This window comes from Neorhizobium lilium, assembly GCF_004053875.1.
In the GTDB taxonomy this organism is placed as follows: Bacteria; Pseudomonadota; Alphaproteobacteria; order Rhizobiales; family Rhizobiaceae; genus Neorhizobium; species Neorhizobium lilii.
The window spans coordinates 676,842-695,484 of the sequence record NZ_SBIP01000004.1; the positions used below are offsets into that span (position 1 = coordinate 676,842).

An 18,643-nucleotide genomic window follows, 5' to 3' on the forward strand; every position below is an offset into this window, starting at 1 on the left:
CAGAGCTCAAACCACCGAAAGGCCCGCTTTCAGAGTTTTGTCGAAGACGGCCCGCACCGCCTTGGATAGCCGCTTCACCTCGCCTTGCACAGTCGCTATATCCGGGCAGTCAGCGGCCCTGCAAATCCGCTCGACAAGACCGGCCGGCGCATCCTTGGGGTCGAAGGGACCCTCCATGCACAGCCTGATGATTTGCGATAGCTCGGTAAACAGCGAAAGAGCCTGAAGGCAGGTGTCCAGCTCGCTTGGGGCCATGACCGGGCCGCCCAGCATCTCGAGCGACTGCCGAGTGCTGGCGCCGTAGGTTTCAGGGGCAACACCACGCGCCGGCGCGACAAGCCGCAGATATTGGGCGATGAATTCGATATCGACCAGACCGCCCGGAATAAGCTTGAAATCCCAGCCGTCGCGTGGCGGTTTTTCCTTCTCGATCAGCGCGCGCATCTCGCGCACGTCGGCTGCGATCTTCTGCGTATCCTGCTGCGTGGACAACACCTCAGCGACGACCGACTTTGCCAGGTCCATGAGGGAGGCGTCGCCGCAGACCATTCGGGCGCGCGTCAGAGCCATATGCTCCCAGGTCCAGGCCTCTTCCTGCTGGTATTTGCGGAAGGCGCCAAGGCGGGTCGCGACCGGGCCTTTATTGCCGGAAGGCCGCAGACGCATGTCCACCTCGAAAATCACGCCCTCGGCCATGGGTGCCGACAATGCCGCGATCAGCCGCTGGGTGATGCGGGTAAAATAGCGTTGAGCATCGAGCGGTTTTGGCCCGAGGCTTTCGGAGGCTTCGCCGTCATGGTCGTAGAGCAGTACGAGGTCCACGTCGGAGCCTGCAGTGAGCTCGAAACTGCCGAGTTTGCCCATGCCCATGACGGTAACATAGCTGCCCGGCAGCATGCCATGCGCCGCTTCGACCTCCGAACGCACCGCGTCGAGCGCCGCCTCGATCAGAACATCAGCCAGGTGGGTAAAGGCTCGCCCCGCCTGCTCGCCGGAGATCGCGCCGGTCAGCAGGCGGATACCGATCAGGAAGCGCTGCTCGGCGGCAAAGATGCGCAACCGGTCGAGCCGCTCCTCGTAATGGCGACCGACAGAAATGAACGTCTTCAGGCGGGCTGAAAGGTAGTCGCGTGTCGGCAGTTCCGCCATCAAACCCGGATCGAGCATTCCGTCGAAAACATGCGGCTTGGAGGCAATGATATCCGCAAGCCGCGGTGCCGACCCCATGATGGTGACGACGAGCGACAGCAATGAAGGATTGTTGCCGATCAGTGAAAACAGCTGGATGCCGGCAGGCAGGCCTTTGAGGAAAGTGTCGAAGCGCAGCAACGCATCGTCGGCGCGCCTGCTTTCGCCGAAGGCTTTCAGGAGGTCCGGTGTCAGTTCGGTCAGTCGCTCGCGCGCCTCGGCCGACTGAGTGGCGCGGTAGCGACCATTGTGCCAGGTGCGGATGACGCGGGACATGTCGGCGGGACGCTGGAAACCCAAAGCCGCAAGCGTCTTCAGCGTGTCCGGATCGTCCTTCTGCCCGGTAAAGACCAAGTTTCCCGCCCCGCTTGAAAGCTTGGCCTCCTGCTCGAAGAGCCGGGCATACCTCTTTTCGACAGTGCGCAGCACCTGCTCCAGCCGCGCCGAAAATGCTTCGACCGTTTCGAAACCCAGCATGAAGGCGATCCGCTTCAGCTCCGCATCGGTCGTCGGAAGGCTATGCGTCTGTTCATCCCGCACCATCTGGATGCGGTGCTCGACGTCTCGCAGGAACCAGTAGGCTTCCGTCAGTTCCCTGGCTATGTCGGTCGTAATCCACTTGGCATCGGCCAGTGCGAAAAGTGCGGCCTCCGTTTCCCGTACTCGAAGCGGCGGCATGCGTCCGCCCGCGATCAATTGCTGCGTCTGAGCGAAGAATTCGATCTCGCGTATTCCGCCTCGTCCGAGCTTGATGTCATGACCTTTCACGGCGATCGCGCCATGACCCTTGTGGACGTGGATCTGCCGCTTGATGGAATGGATGTCTGCTATCGCGGCGTAATCCAGGTATTTTCGGAACACGAAGGGCGTCAGCAGCCGCAGGAAGCCCTCACCTGCCACAATGTCGCCCGCAACCGGCCGTGCCTTGATGAAGGCTGCACGCTCCCAGTTCTGACCCCTGCCCTCGTAATAGATCAGTGCCGCATCCAGCGACACCGCCAGGGGTGTCGAACCCGGATCCGGGCGCAGCCGCAGATCCGTGCGGAAGACATAGCCGTCGGCCGTGCGCTCTTGCAGGATGCGGATCAGGCGCCGCATCATCCGCCCATAGATCTCCGAAGCATCGATCGGGTCGGCCACGATGCCGGCCTCCGGATCATAGAAGACGACGATGTCGATATCCGAGGAATAGTTCAGCTCGTGTCCTCCGAGCTTACCCATGCCGAGCACGATCAGGCCCGAACCCTTGCTCGGCTCGTCCGGATCCGGCAGCGTCACCTTGCCGGTCTGATGCCCGGCCAGCAGAAGATGGTCGATGGCCGCCGCGCTACACGCTTCCGCAAAAAGGCTCAACCACCGGGTGGTCTGGCGAGCATCGAATATGCGGGCAAGGTCGGCAAGCGCCAGAAGGAAACCAAAGGCGCGCTTGGCGGACCTCAGGCACGTCATCACCTCGTTTTCGGAAGGAGCCCTACCTTCTTTCGGTTGCCAGGCCTGGCGCGCCTCGGCAATGATGCGCTCCAGTTCAGGTTCCACAGGCTTTGTGACGGCAAGCGTGAGAAGGCTCGGAGAAGCGATTGCAAGGTCTCTCAGATAGGGCGAGAGCGTGAAGGCGGCAGTGACGAAGTCCTTGAGCGGGCTTGTCCCCGCCAGCAGATCCGCGACGGCGGCCTCGGTGCGGGCCATGTCCTTCAGGCTGGCCAGAACGGATTTGGTTTCCGTCTGGTTGAACGAACGGATGGTGCCTGCCTTAACGGTATCGAGCTGGTTTCCGGTCTCCATGACGGTCCTCCTTTGCAAGCACGGGCGCGAGCAACATTCGTGCCGGTCTCCTCACCGGCATTGCAGGTGCCCGCACCACTTTCAGCTTTAGAGCTTCGGTGCGGGAAAGACCATGGTGGCGGTGAGGCCAGGCGCCTGCGGTTTGTCGTCCTGCGTGGCGGAAAGCTCCAGCGCCCCGCCATGCAGTTCCATCACCGCTTCCACCAGCGACAGACCGAGGCCCGTGCCCGGCTTGGAACGGCTTTCGTCCAGCCGCACGAAGCGCTTGACGACTTCCTTGCGCTTCTCCGGCGGAATGCCCGTACCATTGTCGCAAACCGAAAGCCGGATCAGGCCATCGCTTCGCGCCAACTTTACCGTGATCCGAGGCCCGTCCGGGCTTCCCGCGGCATATTTGATCGCATTGTCGAGCAGATTGAAGATGGCCTGGCCGATCAGTTCTCGGTTTCCGTTGACGATCAGGCCGGGCTCGATCTCAGTGGTCAGCGCCAGCCCCGCCTCCTCCGCTGCTGGCTCGTAGAGTTCGGCGCTGTCGGCGGAGATGGCGGAAAGATCCACCTCGGACATTTCCGCCGCGATCGATCCCGCCTCGACGCGGGAGATCATCAGCAGCGCATTGAAGGTGCGGATCAACTGGTCCGATTCGCCGATAATGCCTTCCAGGGCATTGCGGCGAATATCCTCGCGGTTGTCGTCCAGCGCATCCGCTGCCTTGTTGCGCAGCCGCGTCAGCGGCGTCTTCAGGTCGTGCGCGATGTTGTCGGACACCTGCCGCAGACCCTCGTTCAGCCGCTCGATGCGGCCGAGCATCGCGTTCAGCGAATCGGACAAGCGGTCGAACTCGTCGCCCGAGCGACCGACGGGCAGCCGCTGCGAGAGATCGCCCGCCATGATCTTCTGGCTCGCGGCCGACATGCGGTCGATCCGCTTCAACGCATTGCGGCCGATGCCGAACCAGATGACCAGCGCGCCAAGGCCCATGATCGCCAGCGCCACCATGAGAGCACGGCGCACAATGCCACGGAACCGGCCCGGATCGCCAAGATCGCGACCCACCATGATCCGCAGCCCATTGTCGAGCTTGACCACATTGGCGGTCGCCAGATGAAAGCGTGGCCCGCCCATTTCGGCAAAGGGTTCGTAGCGGAAGGGAACATCCGTCCATCCCTCCTCCTCCAGCACGCCCGGCTGCACGGAGGAGACATTGCCGGCCAGGATTTCGCCATTGGGCGCCGCGATCACGTACAGGTTGGCGCCCGGCTGCCGGGCGCGGCGCTCCATGATCCTCAAGAGCAGGTTGATCCCGCCGCGCTCATAGGAGCGCTGGATATCCGTCACTTCTTCCTGCACGGCCTGCTGCGTCTGCTGCGATAGCAGGCGCTCGGACATGGCGGTGACGTAGAAGACGAGAAAGGCGGCGCAAAGCGCGAAAAGCAGAATGTAGAGGGCCGACAGCCGCACCGCCGTCGAACGGAACATCAGCCGAGACCGCTGGATCGTGCGGGCAAACAAGTAGGTCTACCCCTCGTCCTTGATCATGTAGCCGGCGCCGCGAATAGTTTTCAGCAGAGGCTTATCGAAGTCCTTCTCGATCTTCGAGCGCAGCCGAGACACATGCACGTCGATGACGTTGGTCTGAGGATCGAAATGATAGTCCCATACATTTTCCAGCAGCATGGTGCGGGTCACGACCTGGCCGGCATTCTTCATCAGATATTCCAGCAGGCGGAATTCGCGCGGCTGCAGCAGGATTTCCTTGCCCGTACGGCGAACCTCGTGCGACAGGCGGTCGAGTTCGAGATCGCCCACGCGGTAGACCATGTCCTGCTCGGGCGTACCCTTGCGGCGGCCCAGCACCTCGACGCGGGCCAGCAGCTCGGAAAAGGCATAGGGCTTGGGAAGATAATCGTCGCCGCCGGCGCGAAGACCGGTTACCCGGTCGTCCACCTGGCCGAGAGCCGACAGGATCAGGACCGGCGTATTGATGCCGCGCTTGCGCAGTTCGCTGATCACCGACAGGCCGTCGCGGCGCGGCAACATGCGGTCGATGACCATCACGTCATAGGTGTTCTCGGTCCCCAGGAAGAGACCGCTGTCGCCGTCGCTTGCATGGTCGGCCACAATGCCCGCCTCCCGGAAGGCCTTGGTCATATAGGCCGCAGCTTCCAGATCGTCTTCAATCACCAGAATCTTCATATGCGGCACAATAGCGTCCGCCGCATTTTTTGCATCAGCGGAATTCTGAGAGGCGGCAGAATGTGGGAAAGTGGTCTGCATCTCTAGCTCCGGGAAAGGGCGCAAAGGAAGGGGGGCCGGCCGTCACCGGCGGCGCCCCTTCCTGACGATGGCCGGGAGGCTCAGCCTTCGTTGATGGGAAGTGCCACGAAGCGGCTGGTGCCGTTAGCCTCGACCTGGAAGAGCGCGCGGGTGCGGCCATCCTTGCGAGCCTGCTCGATCACCTTGCCGATATCGCCGGCGCTCTGGACCTTGCGGTTGTTCACCGAGACGATCTTTTCGCCTTCCTTAAGGCCGCGGGCCGCAGCCTCGCTATCCGGATCGACGTCGGTGACCGAGAGGCCGGAGCCGTCTTCAGCCGGCGCAACCGTGATGCCGAGGCTTGCAAGCGCCTTGTCGCTCGAAGGAGCGGGCGCATCCGGCTGGCGCGGTTCGGCAGCGGCGGCTTCGTCGCTGGCGAGGTTGCCGAGCATGACCGGCAGGGTCTGCTGCTTGCCATCGCGCCACAGGTCCACATCGACCTTGGTGTTGGGACCGAAAGCGGCGACACGGCGGGCGAGATCGCGGGCATCCTTGATCGGCTGACCGTTGACGGCGGTGATCACGTCGCCCTGCTTGATGCCGGCCTTTTGACCCGGCGAGCCTTCCTGCGGAGCCACGACGAGAGCACCGGAGGCTTCCTTCAGGCCAAGCGAATCGGCGATGTCCTTGGTGACGGGCTGGATCTGCACACCCAGCCAGCCGCGCTCGACCTTGCCGTCCTTCATCAGGTTGGCAATGACGTCTTTCGCGGTGGAGGCCGGAATGGCGAAGGCGATGCCGACATTGCCGCCGGAGGGCGAGAAAATCGCCGTGTTGATGCCGACCACCTGGCCGTTGAGGTCGAAAGTCGGGCCGCCCGAATTGCCGCGGTTCACGGCCGCGTCCACCTGGATGTAATCATCGTAGGGGCCGGAGCCGATATCGCGGCCACGAGCCGAGACGATGCCGGCGGTGACGGTGCCACCAAGCCCGAAGGGATTGCCCACGGCGACGACCCAATCGCCCACGCGAACCTTTGCGTCATCGGCGAAGCTGACATAGGTGAACTTGCGGCTGGTCGCATCGACTTTCAGGAGCGCGAGGTCAGTGCGCGTGTCCTTGCCAACAAGCTTGGCGTCGAGTTCCGTGCCGTCGCTCAGCACGACCGTATAAGCCTGACCGTCGGAAACGACGTGGTTGTTGGTGACCAGGTAGCCGTCCTCGGAGATGAAGAAGCCTGAACCCTGGGCCGTCGGACGAAGATGGTGCGGCTTGTTATCGTTCGGACCCTTCTGCGGGCCACGATCGGCGCGGTCCTGATTGCGGTTCGGACCGCCCGGAGCATTCGGGCCACCTGGGATCTGGCCGCCAAATTCCTTGAAGAAGCGCTTCAGAGGGTGATCGTCCGGCAGTTCGTCAAAACCGCGACCGCCGAAGTTGAAGGAGAAATTGCTGTTGTCGTCGGAAACCGGCTGTGCGTCGGACTGGACCTTGACCGAAACGACGGCGGGGGAAACGGCGGACACCACATCGGCGAAGCTCGGCGCCTGGGGCGCGGTCACCTTAACGGGCTCAGCGAAAGAGGACATGACCTGGGCAGGAATACCGGTCGAAAGCATGACGGCGGCGAGGCCGGCGACGGTGGAGGTCTTCAAGACCGTCTTCAGGGAGGGACGTCCAAATGTGCTCATCTTCAAGCTACCTTCTCTATTCACTCATCAGCGCCGGACATATCCGGCAGGCGGTGGATGACAGAGATATAGGCGGCGTCAGGTTAACTGCACGTGGCGGAGGCGTGAATTCTTGGTAATATTGGCAGAACGCACGCGCAGTCGCTCATTTCTTCAAAAGGTCCTCGATCCTCGCCTGCTCCTCGGCGGTCAGAGCTGCAACCGTACGCTGCGCAGGACGCTTGCGCAGGACAGCCAAGAGGCTGAGGCCACCGATCAGCAAAAGCAGCACCGGCATTGCCCAGAGGATGATCGTCCTGGCGTTGAGGCGCGGCTTCAGAAGCACGAACTCGCCGTATCGCGACACCACGTAGTCGATCACCTGGCCGTCGCTGTCACCGTCCTTGATCCGCTCACGCACCAACAGTCGCAGATCGCGAGCAAGGTCCGCATTGGAATCGTCGATCGACTGGTTCTGGCAAACCATGCAGCGCAGCTGCGACGAAATCTCCCGCGCCCGATGCTCCTGGGTTGCGTCGGGAAGGATCTCGTCCGGGTTGACGGCAAAGGCAGGCAGAGGGGCGAGGAGAAGGACAATGCAGAGGACAAGTTTCGCGAAAAGGCCGGCGGTCCAGGAAGCGGGCAAGGCCTTTCCCTTCCTCATTCCTGTGCTTGTCACAGGAATCCAGTCACAGCGCGTCCGCGCTGTGGGAAGAGCCTTTCGCGCCATCGACATGGCGCGGCTGGATTCCTGTGACAAGCACAGGAATGAGGGAAAAAAGAGAGCCTTCACTCCGCAGCCTCCAGCCCCGGCTTGACGACCTTCGCCGCCTTCGCCTTCCGGCTCGGCGCGCCCACTCGCAGGCGGCGGTCGGAGAGCGACACGAAGCCGGCGAACATCATCACCAGCGCACCACCCCATATGCAGAGAATGAAAGGCTTCCACCATATCCGCACGACGATGCCGCCATCCGCCATGGGATCGCCCAGCGACACGTAAAGCTGGCTGGCGCCGAAGCTCAGGATTCCTGCCTCCGTCGTCGGCATGCGCCGGGCGGTATAGAGCCGCTTCGAAGACCATGTTTCCGCCACCGAGACGCTGCCGCGCTTGACCGTGAAGTGCCCGCGGCTTTCGGTGTAATTCGGACCTGCCGCTTCGCGCATGCCGTCGAAGGTCAGCGTATAGCCGCCGGCATCGACAGAGGCGCCGGGCTTCATCTCGGTCACCGTCTCGGTTCCGAACGTGGTGGCGGCAAAAATACCGAGCACGGTGACGCCGAGGCCGAAATGGGCAAGGGCGGTGCCGAAGGTGGAGCGTGGAAGACCGGACAGCCGTCGGAAGGCGACGCCGAGCTTCACCTTGCCGAAATTGCCGCGATACCAGAGATCGGCGACAGCGCCGAACATGCCCCAGAAGCCGAGTGCCAGACCGAAGATCGACAGGATCGGCCCGCCATTATAGATGTAGAAGAAGACCAGCCCGGCCACCAGCGAAAGGCCTGCGACAAGGTAGAGCCGTTGCAGCGCGCCAAGCAGATCGCCGCGCTTCCAGGCCAGCAGCGGCCCGAAGGGAACCGCGACCAGCAGCGGCAGCATGAGCAGGCCGAAGGTCATGTTGAAAAAGGGTGCGCCGACGGAGATCTTTTCACCCGTCAGCGTTTCCAGCACGAGCGGATAGAGCGTGCCCGTCAGCACCGTGCCGGTCGCAACCGTCAGGATGAGGTTGTTCAGCACCAGCGCGCCTTCCCGCGAGATCGGCGCGAACAGGCCGCCGGATTTGAGGCTCGGCGCCCGCCATGCAAACAGCGTGAAGGCGCCGCCGATGAAGATCGCCAGAATGCAAAGGATGAAGATGCCGCGTGTCGGGTCGGTCGCGAAGGAATGGACGGAGGTCAGCACGCCGGAGCGCACGAGGAAAGTCCCGAGCAGCGACAGGGAGAAGGTGATGATGGCGAGCAGCACCGTCCAGATCTTCAGCGCCTCCCGCTTTTCCATGACAAGGGCGGAATGGAGGAGCGCGGTTCCGGCCAGCCAGGGCATGAAGGACGCGTTTTCGACCGGATCCCAGAACCACCAGCCGCCCCAGCCGAGTTCGTAATAGGCCCAGTAGGAACCCATGGCGATACCGGCCGTCAGGAAGGTCCAGGCCGCCAGGGTCCAGGGCCGCACCCAGCGCGCCCAGGCAGCGTCTATGCGTCCTTCGATAAGCGCTGCGACGGCAAAGGAGAAACAGACCGAAAAGCCCACATAGCCGAGATAGAGGAGTGGCGGATGGATCGCGAGGCCCAGATCCTGCAGCACGGGGTTGAGATCCTGACCTTCCGCCGGCGCAGGGTCAAGACGCAGAAACGGGTTGGAGGTCAGCAGGATGAAGAACAGGAAGGCGCTGGCAATCAGGGCCTGCACCGCCAGCACATTGGCCTTCAGCGTCTCGGGCAAGTTGCGGCCGAACAGTGCCACCATCGCGCTGAAAAGGCACAGGATCAGCAACCAGAGCATCATGGAGCCTTCGTGATTGCCCCAGACACCGGAAAATTTATAGATCAGCGGCATCAGCGAATGGGAGTTTTCCCAGACATTGACCACTGAAAAATCCGATACGACATAGGCCCAGGTCAGGGCGCCGAAAGACATGAGGACTAGCGCAAACAGCGCCAGCGAGCCGGTGGTGGCAAGCGTCATCATGGCCATGTCGCCGCGCCTTGCGCCGATCATCGGCATCACGGACACGATCAGCGCAGTCGCAAGCGCCAGGACGAGGGCATAGTGTCCGATCTCGATGATCATTGCCGCACAACTCCCTGTGCCACAGGCATACCCGCGCCCTTCGCAGTAGCCTTGCCGTCTTCCCAGACGCCCTCTTTCTTCAGCCGGTCGGCGACATCCTTCGGCATATAGGTCTCGTCGTGCTTGGCGAGCACACTGTCCGCCACGAAAGCATGGCTTGCATCGAACGCGCCTTCCGTCACCACGCCCTGCCCCTCGCGGAACAGGTCCGGCAGGATACCGGTATAGGTTACCGGCACATTGCCCTTGCCGTCCGTCACGGTGAAGCTGACGGTCGAGCCCTGCCCGCGTTTGACAGAGCCTTCCGCCACCAGGCCGCCAAGCCTGATACGGGTGCCCGGTCGGATCTCCGTCTGGGCGATATCGGCCGGCATGAAGAAATAGGCGACCGACTGGCTGAAGGCGAACATGACCAGCAGCACCGCCACCGTGATGAAGCTCACGCCGCCGAGGATCACCGCCAGCCGCTTCTGCTTGCGCGTCATGGATTTGCTCCTTCGGCGGCAAGACCCATCTCTTGCGCCAGTGCCACAAGCTGCTTGCCGTCTTCGCCCACGGCAGGGAATTGCGTGAGGCCGCTTTTCAGGGCCTCCTGCGCCTTGGCCTTGTTACCAAGCACGGCATAGGACCGCACCAGCCGCAGCCAGCCGTCCAGGTTTTTGGGATCTTCCTTCAGCCGCGCCGCCAGGCTGTCCACCATGCCGCGGATCATCTGCTGGCGGTCGCCCTGCGACATCTGGCCGGCGGCGGCGACGTCCTGCGAAGACGGATTACCGGGCGCCTGCGCGGCATCGCTTCCGGCAGCACCCTTCGGCGCCACCTGTCCGCCGTTTTTGGCGATGTGTTCGTTGACGAGCGGCATCCAGGGCGCGTCGGACGGCGATTCGCCGGCGATCTTCTCGAACACGTCTTTCGCTTCGGGCGCGCGTCCTGCCTGCTCCAGGCCCAGGCCGGTATAAAAGCGGGCGCGCGGATTGTCCGGGTCGAGCTTCACCGCCTGCTCGAAGGCAGCGCGCGCATCGTCCGTCACCACACCGTCGCTCGCCGCCACAAGCGTTTCTCCGAGCCCGGTCAGCCTGGTCGCGCTGGGCCCGAGAATGCGAACCGCATTTCGGAAGGCCAGTTCCGCGTCGCCCAGCCGCATGCTGCGCAGATAGATGGGGGCCAGCAGGTCCCAGCCGGCGCCGTCTTGCGGGTTTTGCGCCAGATGACGTTCCGCCTTGGTGACCAGCAGCGCCAGATTATTGCCCGGATTGGCAAGCCGCGCCTGCAGAGGCTGATCCGGCAGACCGGGATTCCCGAGCGACAAGTAAAGACAGAGCCCCAGCACGGGAGGCAGCAAGGTTACGATCGCAGTTGCGACCCGATGTCGGCTAGCCTTGGCCGCCACCGTACCCGACACTGAGCCTGCTCCTGCCGCCGCCAGAAGCCGCCGCCCGATTTCGGCGCGCGCATACTCGGCTTCCTGCGTGCCGATCAGTCCCTGCGCACGGTCGCGGTTCAGTTCTTCGAGCTGGTCGCGATAGACCTCGACGTCACCGGCACGGTCGGCAGGCGTCGCTGCTGCGGTGCGTGCAAAAGGCATGAGCAGCACAGCCGCGACGCCCGCCGTCAGAAACGCAAGAAGGATCCATAAAACCATAGGTCCCATTACTGCAATGGACCACGCTTTCCAACCGATCTGCCGGCGTTGACGTGAAATTGAGGCGTTTGGCCGCAAGTTCGTGAATACGCTAGGTCAGCGGCGTCCAGGTTCCATCGGAATTACGGCAGGCAGCGCCCTTCGCCACCAGATCCTTGCCCTTTGCGGTCACTGTATGACGATATTGGCGGCAGTTCTGCGTCCCGACCTGGAAGGGGGCGTTAGCGATGACCTCTCCGCTGGCATCGCCGCCTTTCCAGTCGATCGCCTGTCCGCCTGCAGCCCCTTCAAGTGCCCGGTACTCCGCCTCCAGCGCGCGCGAACGATCGCTGTTTGAAAGCTCTGCGCCCATGCGCCCGACAATACCGCCCTGAAGCGCGGTGATGTAGTCGGTCGAGGCAGAGGACCGCGACGATACGGGGACGCGCGATCCGGCCGATGTCGTATTGCATGCCACCAAAAGGCTGGCAGCAATCAGCAGGGAAACCGTGTTACGGGGGCTCACAAAGCTCATTTTGTCGGAAACCGGTTTGCGGACAGGCGCGTGAAATCTCTGCCGGCAGAACTCACCTTCTCGTGTCATCATTATGGCACCGGAGGCGCGGGGGAATAGGGCAGCGATCGTCTCATCTCCGTTTTGTCGGTTCGCCGTCTTGCGGTTGCAGTCCAAGATATAGCAGGCGATAAAACCGTCCAGCCGGTGCGGCAGCAAGTCTTAAGGCAGTTGCTCATCGGCCACAGCTCATGCTGCTTCCTTTGCAAGCCCGGGCAGGAGAAGCTCTACCCGCAATCCGCCTCTCGTGCCACGTCCCAGATGCAGCTGTCCCTGGTACTCCGTGACGATCTCACGCACGATGGAGAGCCCCAGCCCCGCACCCGGCTTGCTTTCGTCCAGCCGGCGGCCGCGCTTCAGCGCCTCCTTGATCTGGTCCGGCTCAAGTCCCGGACCATCGTCTTCCACTGTCATAGCCAGCCATGAACGTCGTCCAGCCTCCGCCTCATGCCCCTGCGGCAGGGTTCCGGCAGTCGCAGTCACCCATACGCCCGTCTTGCAGAACCGGGCCGCATTCTCCAGGAGATTGCCTATGGCCTCCTCCACGTCCTGCTGTTCCATGGCAAGCGCCAGGCCATGCGAAACGGAAAGATGGAATTCCCTTTCCGGGTTGAGCCGCCGCATCACGCGTACCAGGCGTTCGAGCACGGGCTCCACCTCGGTTCGTGCCAGAAGCGATTCGCGCTGTGCGGCGATGCGGGCGCGGTTGAGATAGGATTGCACCTGCGCCTGCATGGCCTCCGCCTGCGAACGGACGAGATCCGACTGGACCTTCTCGAGCATGCGCGATTCGTTCAGCAGAACCGCGATCGGCGTCTTCAGCGAATGGGCAAGATTGCCCACCTGCATGCGGGCCCGCTCAACGATGCGACGGTTGCTCTCGATCAGGGCATTGACGTCATTGGCAAGCGGCATGATCTCGCGTGGGAAATCCCCTTCCAGCCGCTCCGCCTCGCCGCGCCGCACCTTCTCCAGCGAACGTCTGGCCGCATCCAGTGGCCTCAGGCCATAGAGAATGGCAAGCCCGTTCACCACCAGGCTTCCGAACCCGAAGACGGCAAGCGAAATATAGAGATTGCGGGAAAAGGCACCGATATCGTCCTCAACCACCGACAAATTGCCGGACACACGGAAACGCGCAGCCCGCCCCTCGCCATCCAGCACGACTTCCGTTTCCGCGACCAGCACACGGTTTCCGAAAGCATCGGTCGCCGGATAAAACCGTTCGTAGCGATTATTGAAGGGTGCGGCCAGAATGGAGGGCACGGCGATGTTGGATGTGCCGAGCGAAGACGAGGAAAGCGGGGTTGCCGCGAAGGTGCCGAGCGGCTCGATGATCCAGTACCAGCCCGTTTCCGGCTGGGAAAAGCGTAGGTCGCCCAGTTGCGGGCTGCCGGACAGCTTGTTGTCGTCGCCGATGGTGATGGAATTGATCACGTTGTAAAGCTGCGCGCGCAGCAGATCGGTGAAAGCGCGGTCCGCCGACTGGCGATACAATTGCAGGATGACGATCGAGATCACCACGAGCGCGAAGGCCGACCAGAGCGTCGCCAGCATGAGCACGCGGGCTGTAAGGGAGCTCGGACCGATCATGTGGCGTCGTTCGGCGCCTGCATGCGATAGCCGAGACCTCTTACCGTTTCGATCAGGTCCACGCCGAGCTTCTTGCGCAGCCTGCCCACGAAGACCTCGATGGTGTTGGAATCGCGGTCGAAATCCTGGTCGTACATATGTTCGACAAGTTCGGTGCGGGACACGACCGTTCCCATATGGTGCATGAGATAGGATAGAAGCCGGAACTCGTGCGACGTGAGTTTCAGGGTCACGCCGTCCACCGTCGCCTTGGAAGCTTTGGTGTCGAGCCGCACGGGTCCGCAGACGATCTCCGAGGAGGAGTGACCCGCAGCGCGCCGGATCAGCGCCCGCACGCGCGCCAGAACTTCCTCCACATGAAAGGGCTTGGCGACATAATCGTCGGCACCGGCGTCGATGCCGGAAACCTTGTCGCTCCAGCGGTCACGCGCGGTCAGCATCAGCACGGGCATTCCCTTGCTGTTGGCGCGCCATTTCTCGACCACGGTAATGCCATCCATGACCGGCAAGCCGATATCGAGGATGACAGCGTCGTAGGGCTCGGTGTCGCCGAGATAATGCCCTTCCTCGCCATCGAAAGCCTGATCAACGACATAGCCAGACTCTTTCAGGGCGTCGGCCAGCTGGCGATTGAGGTTGATGTCGTCTTCGACCACGAGAATGCGCATGAGCCGCCTTTTAAGATGGATTTGCCGCCGGCTCCCCCGAGCCGTTACGTCCTACATCGGCACCCGGACGGTCACCTTGCGAGGCCGTTCGCTGCCGCTGCCCTGAACCAGCACCGTCACGATGCAGGTCTGGCCGTCGGAGGAAGGCTGGGCGGAAAGCAGCTGGCCGCCCGTCTCGCGCATCACTCGTGAAGCTGCGGCACCGCAGTCGCCGGCGACAAGCACAAGATAATCGCGGGCGGGGGCCATGTCGGCCTGGAAGGCAATCAAAGCCCCCAACCCGGCGGCCACTAACGCGATAATCGGCAGTCGTGCCATGTCTACAGTTTCCGCTCACGAGACGTCAGGATCATGTCCAAAGCATGTGATGGATTATGTAGCCAAAGGCGGCTGAATGGCAAATGAATGCTCGGTAATGGGCATGGGCTCACCGCTAATTTCCCCCGATTGTGCTTTCCGCCCTGATGCGCCCGTATATCGCGATGAGCCCGCCGACCGCACCCGCCAGCGTTACGGCCAGATCGGCCAGCTGATTCTGGGCGTCCGATCCGAGATCGATCCCGAAACCATGTAGCAACGAGGCAGCGATCGCGATCAGAGCGCCCCAGACGGTCTTGGATTTGTACCAGGCTTTCATAGCGTCCATGTCGTCGTCTCCTTGAGGTTGTCAAACATCGATATCGGCCGTGGCAGGGATGCCGAGCGGCACCGCCCGACCCATTTGCCGCACACGAAAGCGCAGGCTCGGTTGCGGTACGCCGAAGTCGGCCAGTTCGTCGGCGGCCGCGTAAAGGAATTTGGGGCTATCGACCTCGGCCATGCGCTTGACACTTGGCCCGTTCAGGATTTCCACCCGGTAACGCTCGAAGGGCTCGTCCAGCGGAATGTCGGAGGCCTCCCAGTCATCCGCGTCCAGCCGTCCGCGCCGCGTCCAGCGGGTCGTAATGCCGGATGCGTTGCGTTCGGCTTTCAGATGAACCGGCGCCAATGGGGTCTGCGCCCTCATACCGCCGCTGAACTGGATCGGGCCGATCCGGCCGCCGGAAGCGCCGGTGCTTTCCACCAGCCAGTTCAGGCTACGTCCCCTCTCTTCGCTCGTCAGGCCAAGCGGGATGACCGCCTCGTCCAGCACCACCACCGGCGCACCGGCAGCCGTACCAGCCGCTATGGCATCTTCCGTGCCGGCCAGGCCGCGCAGCAGCCTGCTCAACCGCCAGATGCCGGGCTTGATCTCCATCGCGTCCGCAAAACCGACCACTTCCCAAACGCCGGCGTCACTTTTCACCGCAAGCAGGTTTCCTCCGCTCATAGCCGCCAACCTGTCGATGGACGACAGGCCGCCGAAGAACAGTTGCAGCGTCAGATCGTTTGCGTGGTCGAACCGCCCGAGCGGCCCCGCCTGCAACCCCTCCCTCAGCATGCCAATTCGCGCCGGGCAATCGAGGCTCGCGCGCAGACGGTAGCCTTCGCTTCCCGTCGAGGAGGAGGCCACCATGCGGCGCCAGGGTCGGCAATAGGCGGCGATGCGGGCAAAGCTTGCGGCATCTCCGCCGGAATATTGCGGAAGGTCGAGCCAATGGACGATCGGGGCGAAACCGGCCGAGACGGTGCTGTCGTCGTTCCGCCGGGCGTTTTCACCGGAGTGGTCGGCGGGCGCGAGCGGCGCATGGTGGCGCGCTTCCACCCGCCGCACATCCCCCTCCTCGATCCGCTCCACGATGAAGGTTCCGATTGCACCGCCGCCATCCGGCAGGGCCAGTTCCACGGCATCGCCGGGTTCGATCCCAACCTCCGCAGGCGACAATGAGAGGTTCAGCGCGCGCCGCGAGACCCGCTGGCTGCGCAGGAGCGTTTCGACGGAGGTGAGCGCTGTTTCCTCGCTCAGCGTCGCCGGCAGGTCGTAACCGAGAATGCGCTTGCTCGCCGCCTCCACCCGCCGCGACCTGACGCTCGCCTGCTCGTAGTCGAGCACGGGATTGTAGGAGGTCAGCACCGCTTCCACCGGGAAGTCGCTGTCGTGGCCGCGGTTCTCGGACCACAGCGCCTCGCCCTCCACATCGGCCAGCATCTGCAACTGTCGCGCAGGCAGGCTTGACCGCAGCCGAGACCGGAAGCGCAAGAGTCCGCCATCTTCCGCCACGTCCACCTGGAACAGTTCCAGCAGCGGTTCGAGCAGCGAGCGCGCCGAGGTCACGTCGCCTTGGATATAGCCCAGCACGTCACCGCCGACGTCGGACACGTCATAGTCGTCGAAGCCATGTTCCGTCAGGACGGCAGCGATGAGATCCGCAAGCGTCGTGCCGCCCAGGCGCCCGTTCAGCCAGTGTCCGGTTCGCCAGTTGCCGCCATCGCTCCAGATCGACAGGTCGTCCGGAAAAGCCGGCGACGGTCGCGCATCCCAGGTCCAGACGAAGACATGCTGCGGATCGACCATGCCCTGCAGCGGGCCGTCTCCATGCCACCACGCATGATGCGCCTGCAGAAACCGGCGCTGCATGCTGTCCGAGCGGCCACCGCCGGAGAAATAGGGCAAATGGCTCTCGACCGATTTCGGATCGATGAAGACGTTCGGCTGGTTGGCGCCCTTGTCGACCGCCGGGCAACCGAGTTCAGTGAACCAGATCGGCTTCATGCCGGGCAGCCACGCCGTGGGCAGCGCCTTTTCAGCACCGCCCACCCGCTCGAAATGGCGGTTCGACCACCAGCCTTCCAGGTCCTTGGGGCGGAACACCCAGGGCTTGCCCGCCAGTCCGTCGGTGATGGGCGAGCGCAGCCGCGCCGTGCGATCCGCGTCGCTGGCATAATACCAATCGAAGCCTTCGCCAGCTGCGATCTGCCGCGTCATCGCAGCCATGTCTTCCGCAGAGCGAAAGCCGTCCGGGTTGACCGCCGACAGATCCTCGTCGCGCCAATCGGCCAGCGGCATGTAGTTATCGATCCCGACCGCATCGATGTCCGGCGACGACCATAGCGGATCAAGGTGGAAGAACACGTCGCCCGATCCGTCGGCCGGATGATAGCCGAAATATTCGCTCCAGTCGGCGCCGTAGGTCAGCTTGGCCGAAGGCCCGAGAAGCGCACGCACATCCGCCGCCAGATCGACCAGCTCCTCGACAAAGGGGAACCGGTTCATCTCATCGCGCAACTGCGTCAGGCCCCGCAGTTCGGAACCCAGGATGAACCCATCCACGCCACCCGCTTCCGCCGCCAGCGCCGCGTAATGCAGCATCATGCGCCGGTAACCGTCTGCGTCCCGGCTGAAGCTCTGCACCTGGCTGCGCGCCGCCGACGTTCTGTCGGCCGTGCCCATCTGTCCCGGTCCAGGATGACAGGTGATCCGTCCTCGCCACGGAAACGCTGCCTGTTCGGCCTCGCCATAGGGATCGGGCATGCCATTGCCCGGCGGAATATCCATCATCAGAAAAGGATAGAGGAAGACGTCCAGTCCACGCCCCTTGAGGTCCGCGATGGCCTGGACGACGCTGCTGTCGCTCGGCGTGCCGCCAAAGGCCGGGCCGCCATCGATACGGCTGACCAGATGCGCCGTCGCACGGCTCACGCCCGCAACCTCCCATTGCACACTCTCGTCTTCGCGTGCCGAGACCTCCACGCCGGGCAGGATGCGGCAGTGCCCTGCCCGCAGGTCCGTCCCGAACCAGGAGACGACCAGCGCCACCCGCTGGAGGTTGGGGCAGAGCGCCTGCAACTCGTCAAGCGAGGCCTGCCAGTCGGTTGCCGCCGTCAGCGAGTTGCGGTTGAGCACGCGGGCGCTGCCTTCGCCGGTCTTCTCGCTGACCGCTTCGGTTGCATAGCCGTGTTCGGTCGCACCGGGAATGATCGTGACCGCCCGGATCTGCTTTTCCAGCCTACCGGTCGGCCGCATCACCTCGAACTGCAGCACCGGGATACGGTTGCCGAAACTGTCGAGCGGCAACCGCTCGAACACGACATAGGCGAGGCCGCGATAGGCCGGTGCCCTGCCCTCGCCCTGCTTGGCCTCGATCAGCGGATCGGGAAGCTGCGCCTCATCGCCACGATGGACGCGCATTTCGATGCCGGTCAGGTCCAGCTCGCGGCCGTCCGCCCAGACGCGCCGCACATGGGCGATCGGCCCCTCGCAGAGCCCGACCGCAAGATTGGCATAGTAGCGGAAGGTTTCCACCCGCGGCCCCGTCGCCTTGGAGCCGCTGCGCTCGCGCGTCACTTCCTCCTCGAAGCGCGTCGCCCAGATCAGGGTGCCGCCGATCCGGGCCGTGCCGTAAAGACGGCTCACCGCCGTCCCCTCGTCGGCGCCCGGCAGCCTTGCCGTCGCCAGCCGCGCGCCGGATACGGTGGTGGTGCCATTGATGAGGGCCTTGTCGAGCATGCTGCCCGCGAGTGCTCCCGCGGCACGTCCGATCACCGCGCCGACCGGACCGAAAACGCCGCCGAGTGCGGCACCCGCCGCCTGGAAGAGAAGAGTGGCCATAGAGCATCCCTCGCGGCCATCCGGCACCTTTTCGGA

14 protein-coding genes are annotated in these 18,643 nt (G+C 63.5%); all 14 read right to left on the reverse strand.

The features are described 5' to 3' along the window. Positions 1–6 precede the first annotated feature (6 nt). The 14 genes from EPK99_RS20230 to EPK99_RS20295 all read right to left on the reverse strand — a co-directional run bounded on the left by EPK99_RS20230 (position 7) and on the right by EPK99_RS20295 (position 18,607). Complete coding sequence (locus tag EPK99_RS20230; RefSeq protein WP_128444873.1) at positions 7–2,970, reverse strand: bifunctional [glutamine synthetase] adenylyltransferase/[glutamine synthetase]-adenylyl-L-tyrosine phosphorylase; 2,964 nt, start codon at positions 2,968–2,970, stop codon at positions 7–9. An 87-nt stretch (positions 2,971–3,057) separates the two neighbouring features. Continuing rightward, positions 3,058–4,449, reverse strand: a complete 1,392-nt coding sequence (locus tag EPK99_RS20235; protein ID WP_425374228.1) for a sensor histidine kinase — start codon at positions 4,447–4,449, stop codon at positions 3,058–3,060. Between the two features lie 39 nt (positions 4,450–4,488). After that, complete coding sequence (locus EPK99_RS20240) at positions 4,489–5,247, reverse strand: response regulator transcription factor (protein WP_281033480.1); 759 nt, start codon at positions 5,245–5,247, stop codon at positions 4,489–4,491. Positions 5,248–5,327: 80 nt separating this feature from the next. Then, entirely contained in the window at positions 5,328–6,917 is a 1,590-nt protein-coding gene (locus tag EPK99_RS20245) for a Do family serine endopeptidase (protein ID WP_128444874.1), read from the reverse strand. A 145-nt stretch (positions 6,918–7,062) separates the two neighbouring features. Next, entirely contained in the window at positions 7,063–7,560 is a 498-nt protein-coding gene (locus tag EPK99_RS20250) for a cytochrome c-type biogenesis protein (protein WP_425374218.1), read from the reverse strand. A gap of 125 nt (positions 7,561–7,685) precedes the next feature. Further along, positions 7,686–9,683 (reverse strand): heme lyase CcmF/NrfE family subunit, encoded by a 1,998-nt coding sequence (locus EPK99_RS20255; protein ID WP_128444875.1) that lies wholly within the window; start codon positions 9,681–9,683, stop codon positions 7,686–7,688. Beyond that, entirely contained in the window at positions 9,680–10,168 is a 489-nt protein-coding gene (gene ccmE / locus EPK99_RS20260) for a cytochrome c maturation protein CcmE (protein ID WP_128444876.1), read from the reverse strand. Before ccmE ends, EPK99_RS20255 begins: the two co-directional genes overlap by 4 nt. Further along, positions 10,165–11,325 carry a c-type cytochrome biogenesis protein CcmI gene (ccmI, locus tag EPK99_RS20265; protein ID WP_128444877.1) on the reverse strand — a complete coding sequence of 387 codons (1,161 nt, stop codon included), beginning with the start codon at positions 11,323–11,325 and terminating at the stop codon, positions 10,165–10,167. Before ccmI ends, ccmE begins: the two co-directional genes overlap by 4 nt. Positions 11,326–11,416: 91 nt before the next feature. After that, positions 11,417–11,839 (reverse strand): hypothetical protein, encoded by a 423-nt coding sequence (locus EPK99_RS20270; RefSeq protein WP_128444878.1) that lies wholly within the window; start codon positions 11,837–11,839, stop codon positions 11,417–11,419. A gap of 228 nt (positions 11,840–12,067) precedes the next feature. Further along, positions 12,068–13,468: an ATP-binding protein gene (locus tag EPK99_RS20275; RefSeq protein WP_128445032.1), complete on the reverse strand. Its 1,401-nt coding sequence runs from the start codon at positions 13,466–13,468 to the stop codon at positions 12,068–12,070. Then, positions 13,468–14,139: a response regulator transcription factor gene (locus tag EPK99_RS20280; RefSeq protein WP_128444879.1), complete on the reverse strand. Its 672-nt coding sequence runs from the start codon at positions 14,137–14,139 to the stop codon at positions 13,468–13,470. The genes EPK99_RS20275 and EPK99_RS20280 overlap by 1 nt, the downstream gene beginning before the upstream one ends. Before the next feature lie 51 nt (positions 14,140–14,190). Continuing rightward, positions 14,191–14,457, reverse strand: a complete 267-nt coding sequence (locus EPK99_RS20285) for a hypothetical protein (protein WP_128444880.1) — start codon at positions 14,455–14,457, stop codon at positions 14,191–14,193. A 115-nt stretch (positions 14,458–14,572) separates the two neighbouring features. Then, complete coding sequence (locus EPK99_RS20290) at positions 14,573–14,785, reverse strand: hypothetical protein (protein WP_128444881.1); 213 nt, start codon at positions 14,783–14,785, stop codon at positions 14,573–14,575. Positions 14,786–14,806: 21 nt separating this feature from the next. Beyond that, complete coding sequence (locus EPK99_RS20295) at positions 14,807–18,607, reverse strand: baseplate multidomain protein megatron (protein WP_128444882.1); 3,801 nt, start codon at positions 18,605–18,607, stop codon at positions 14,807–14,809. Between the last annotated feature and the right edge of the window lie 36 nt (positions 18,608–18,643).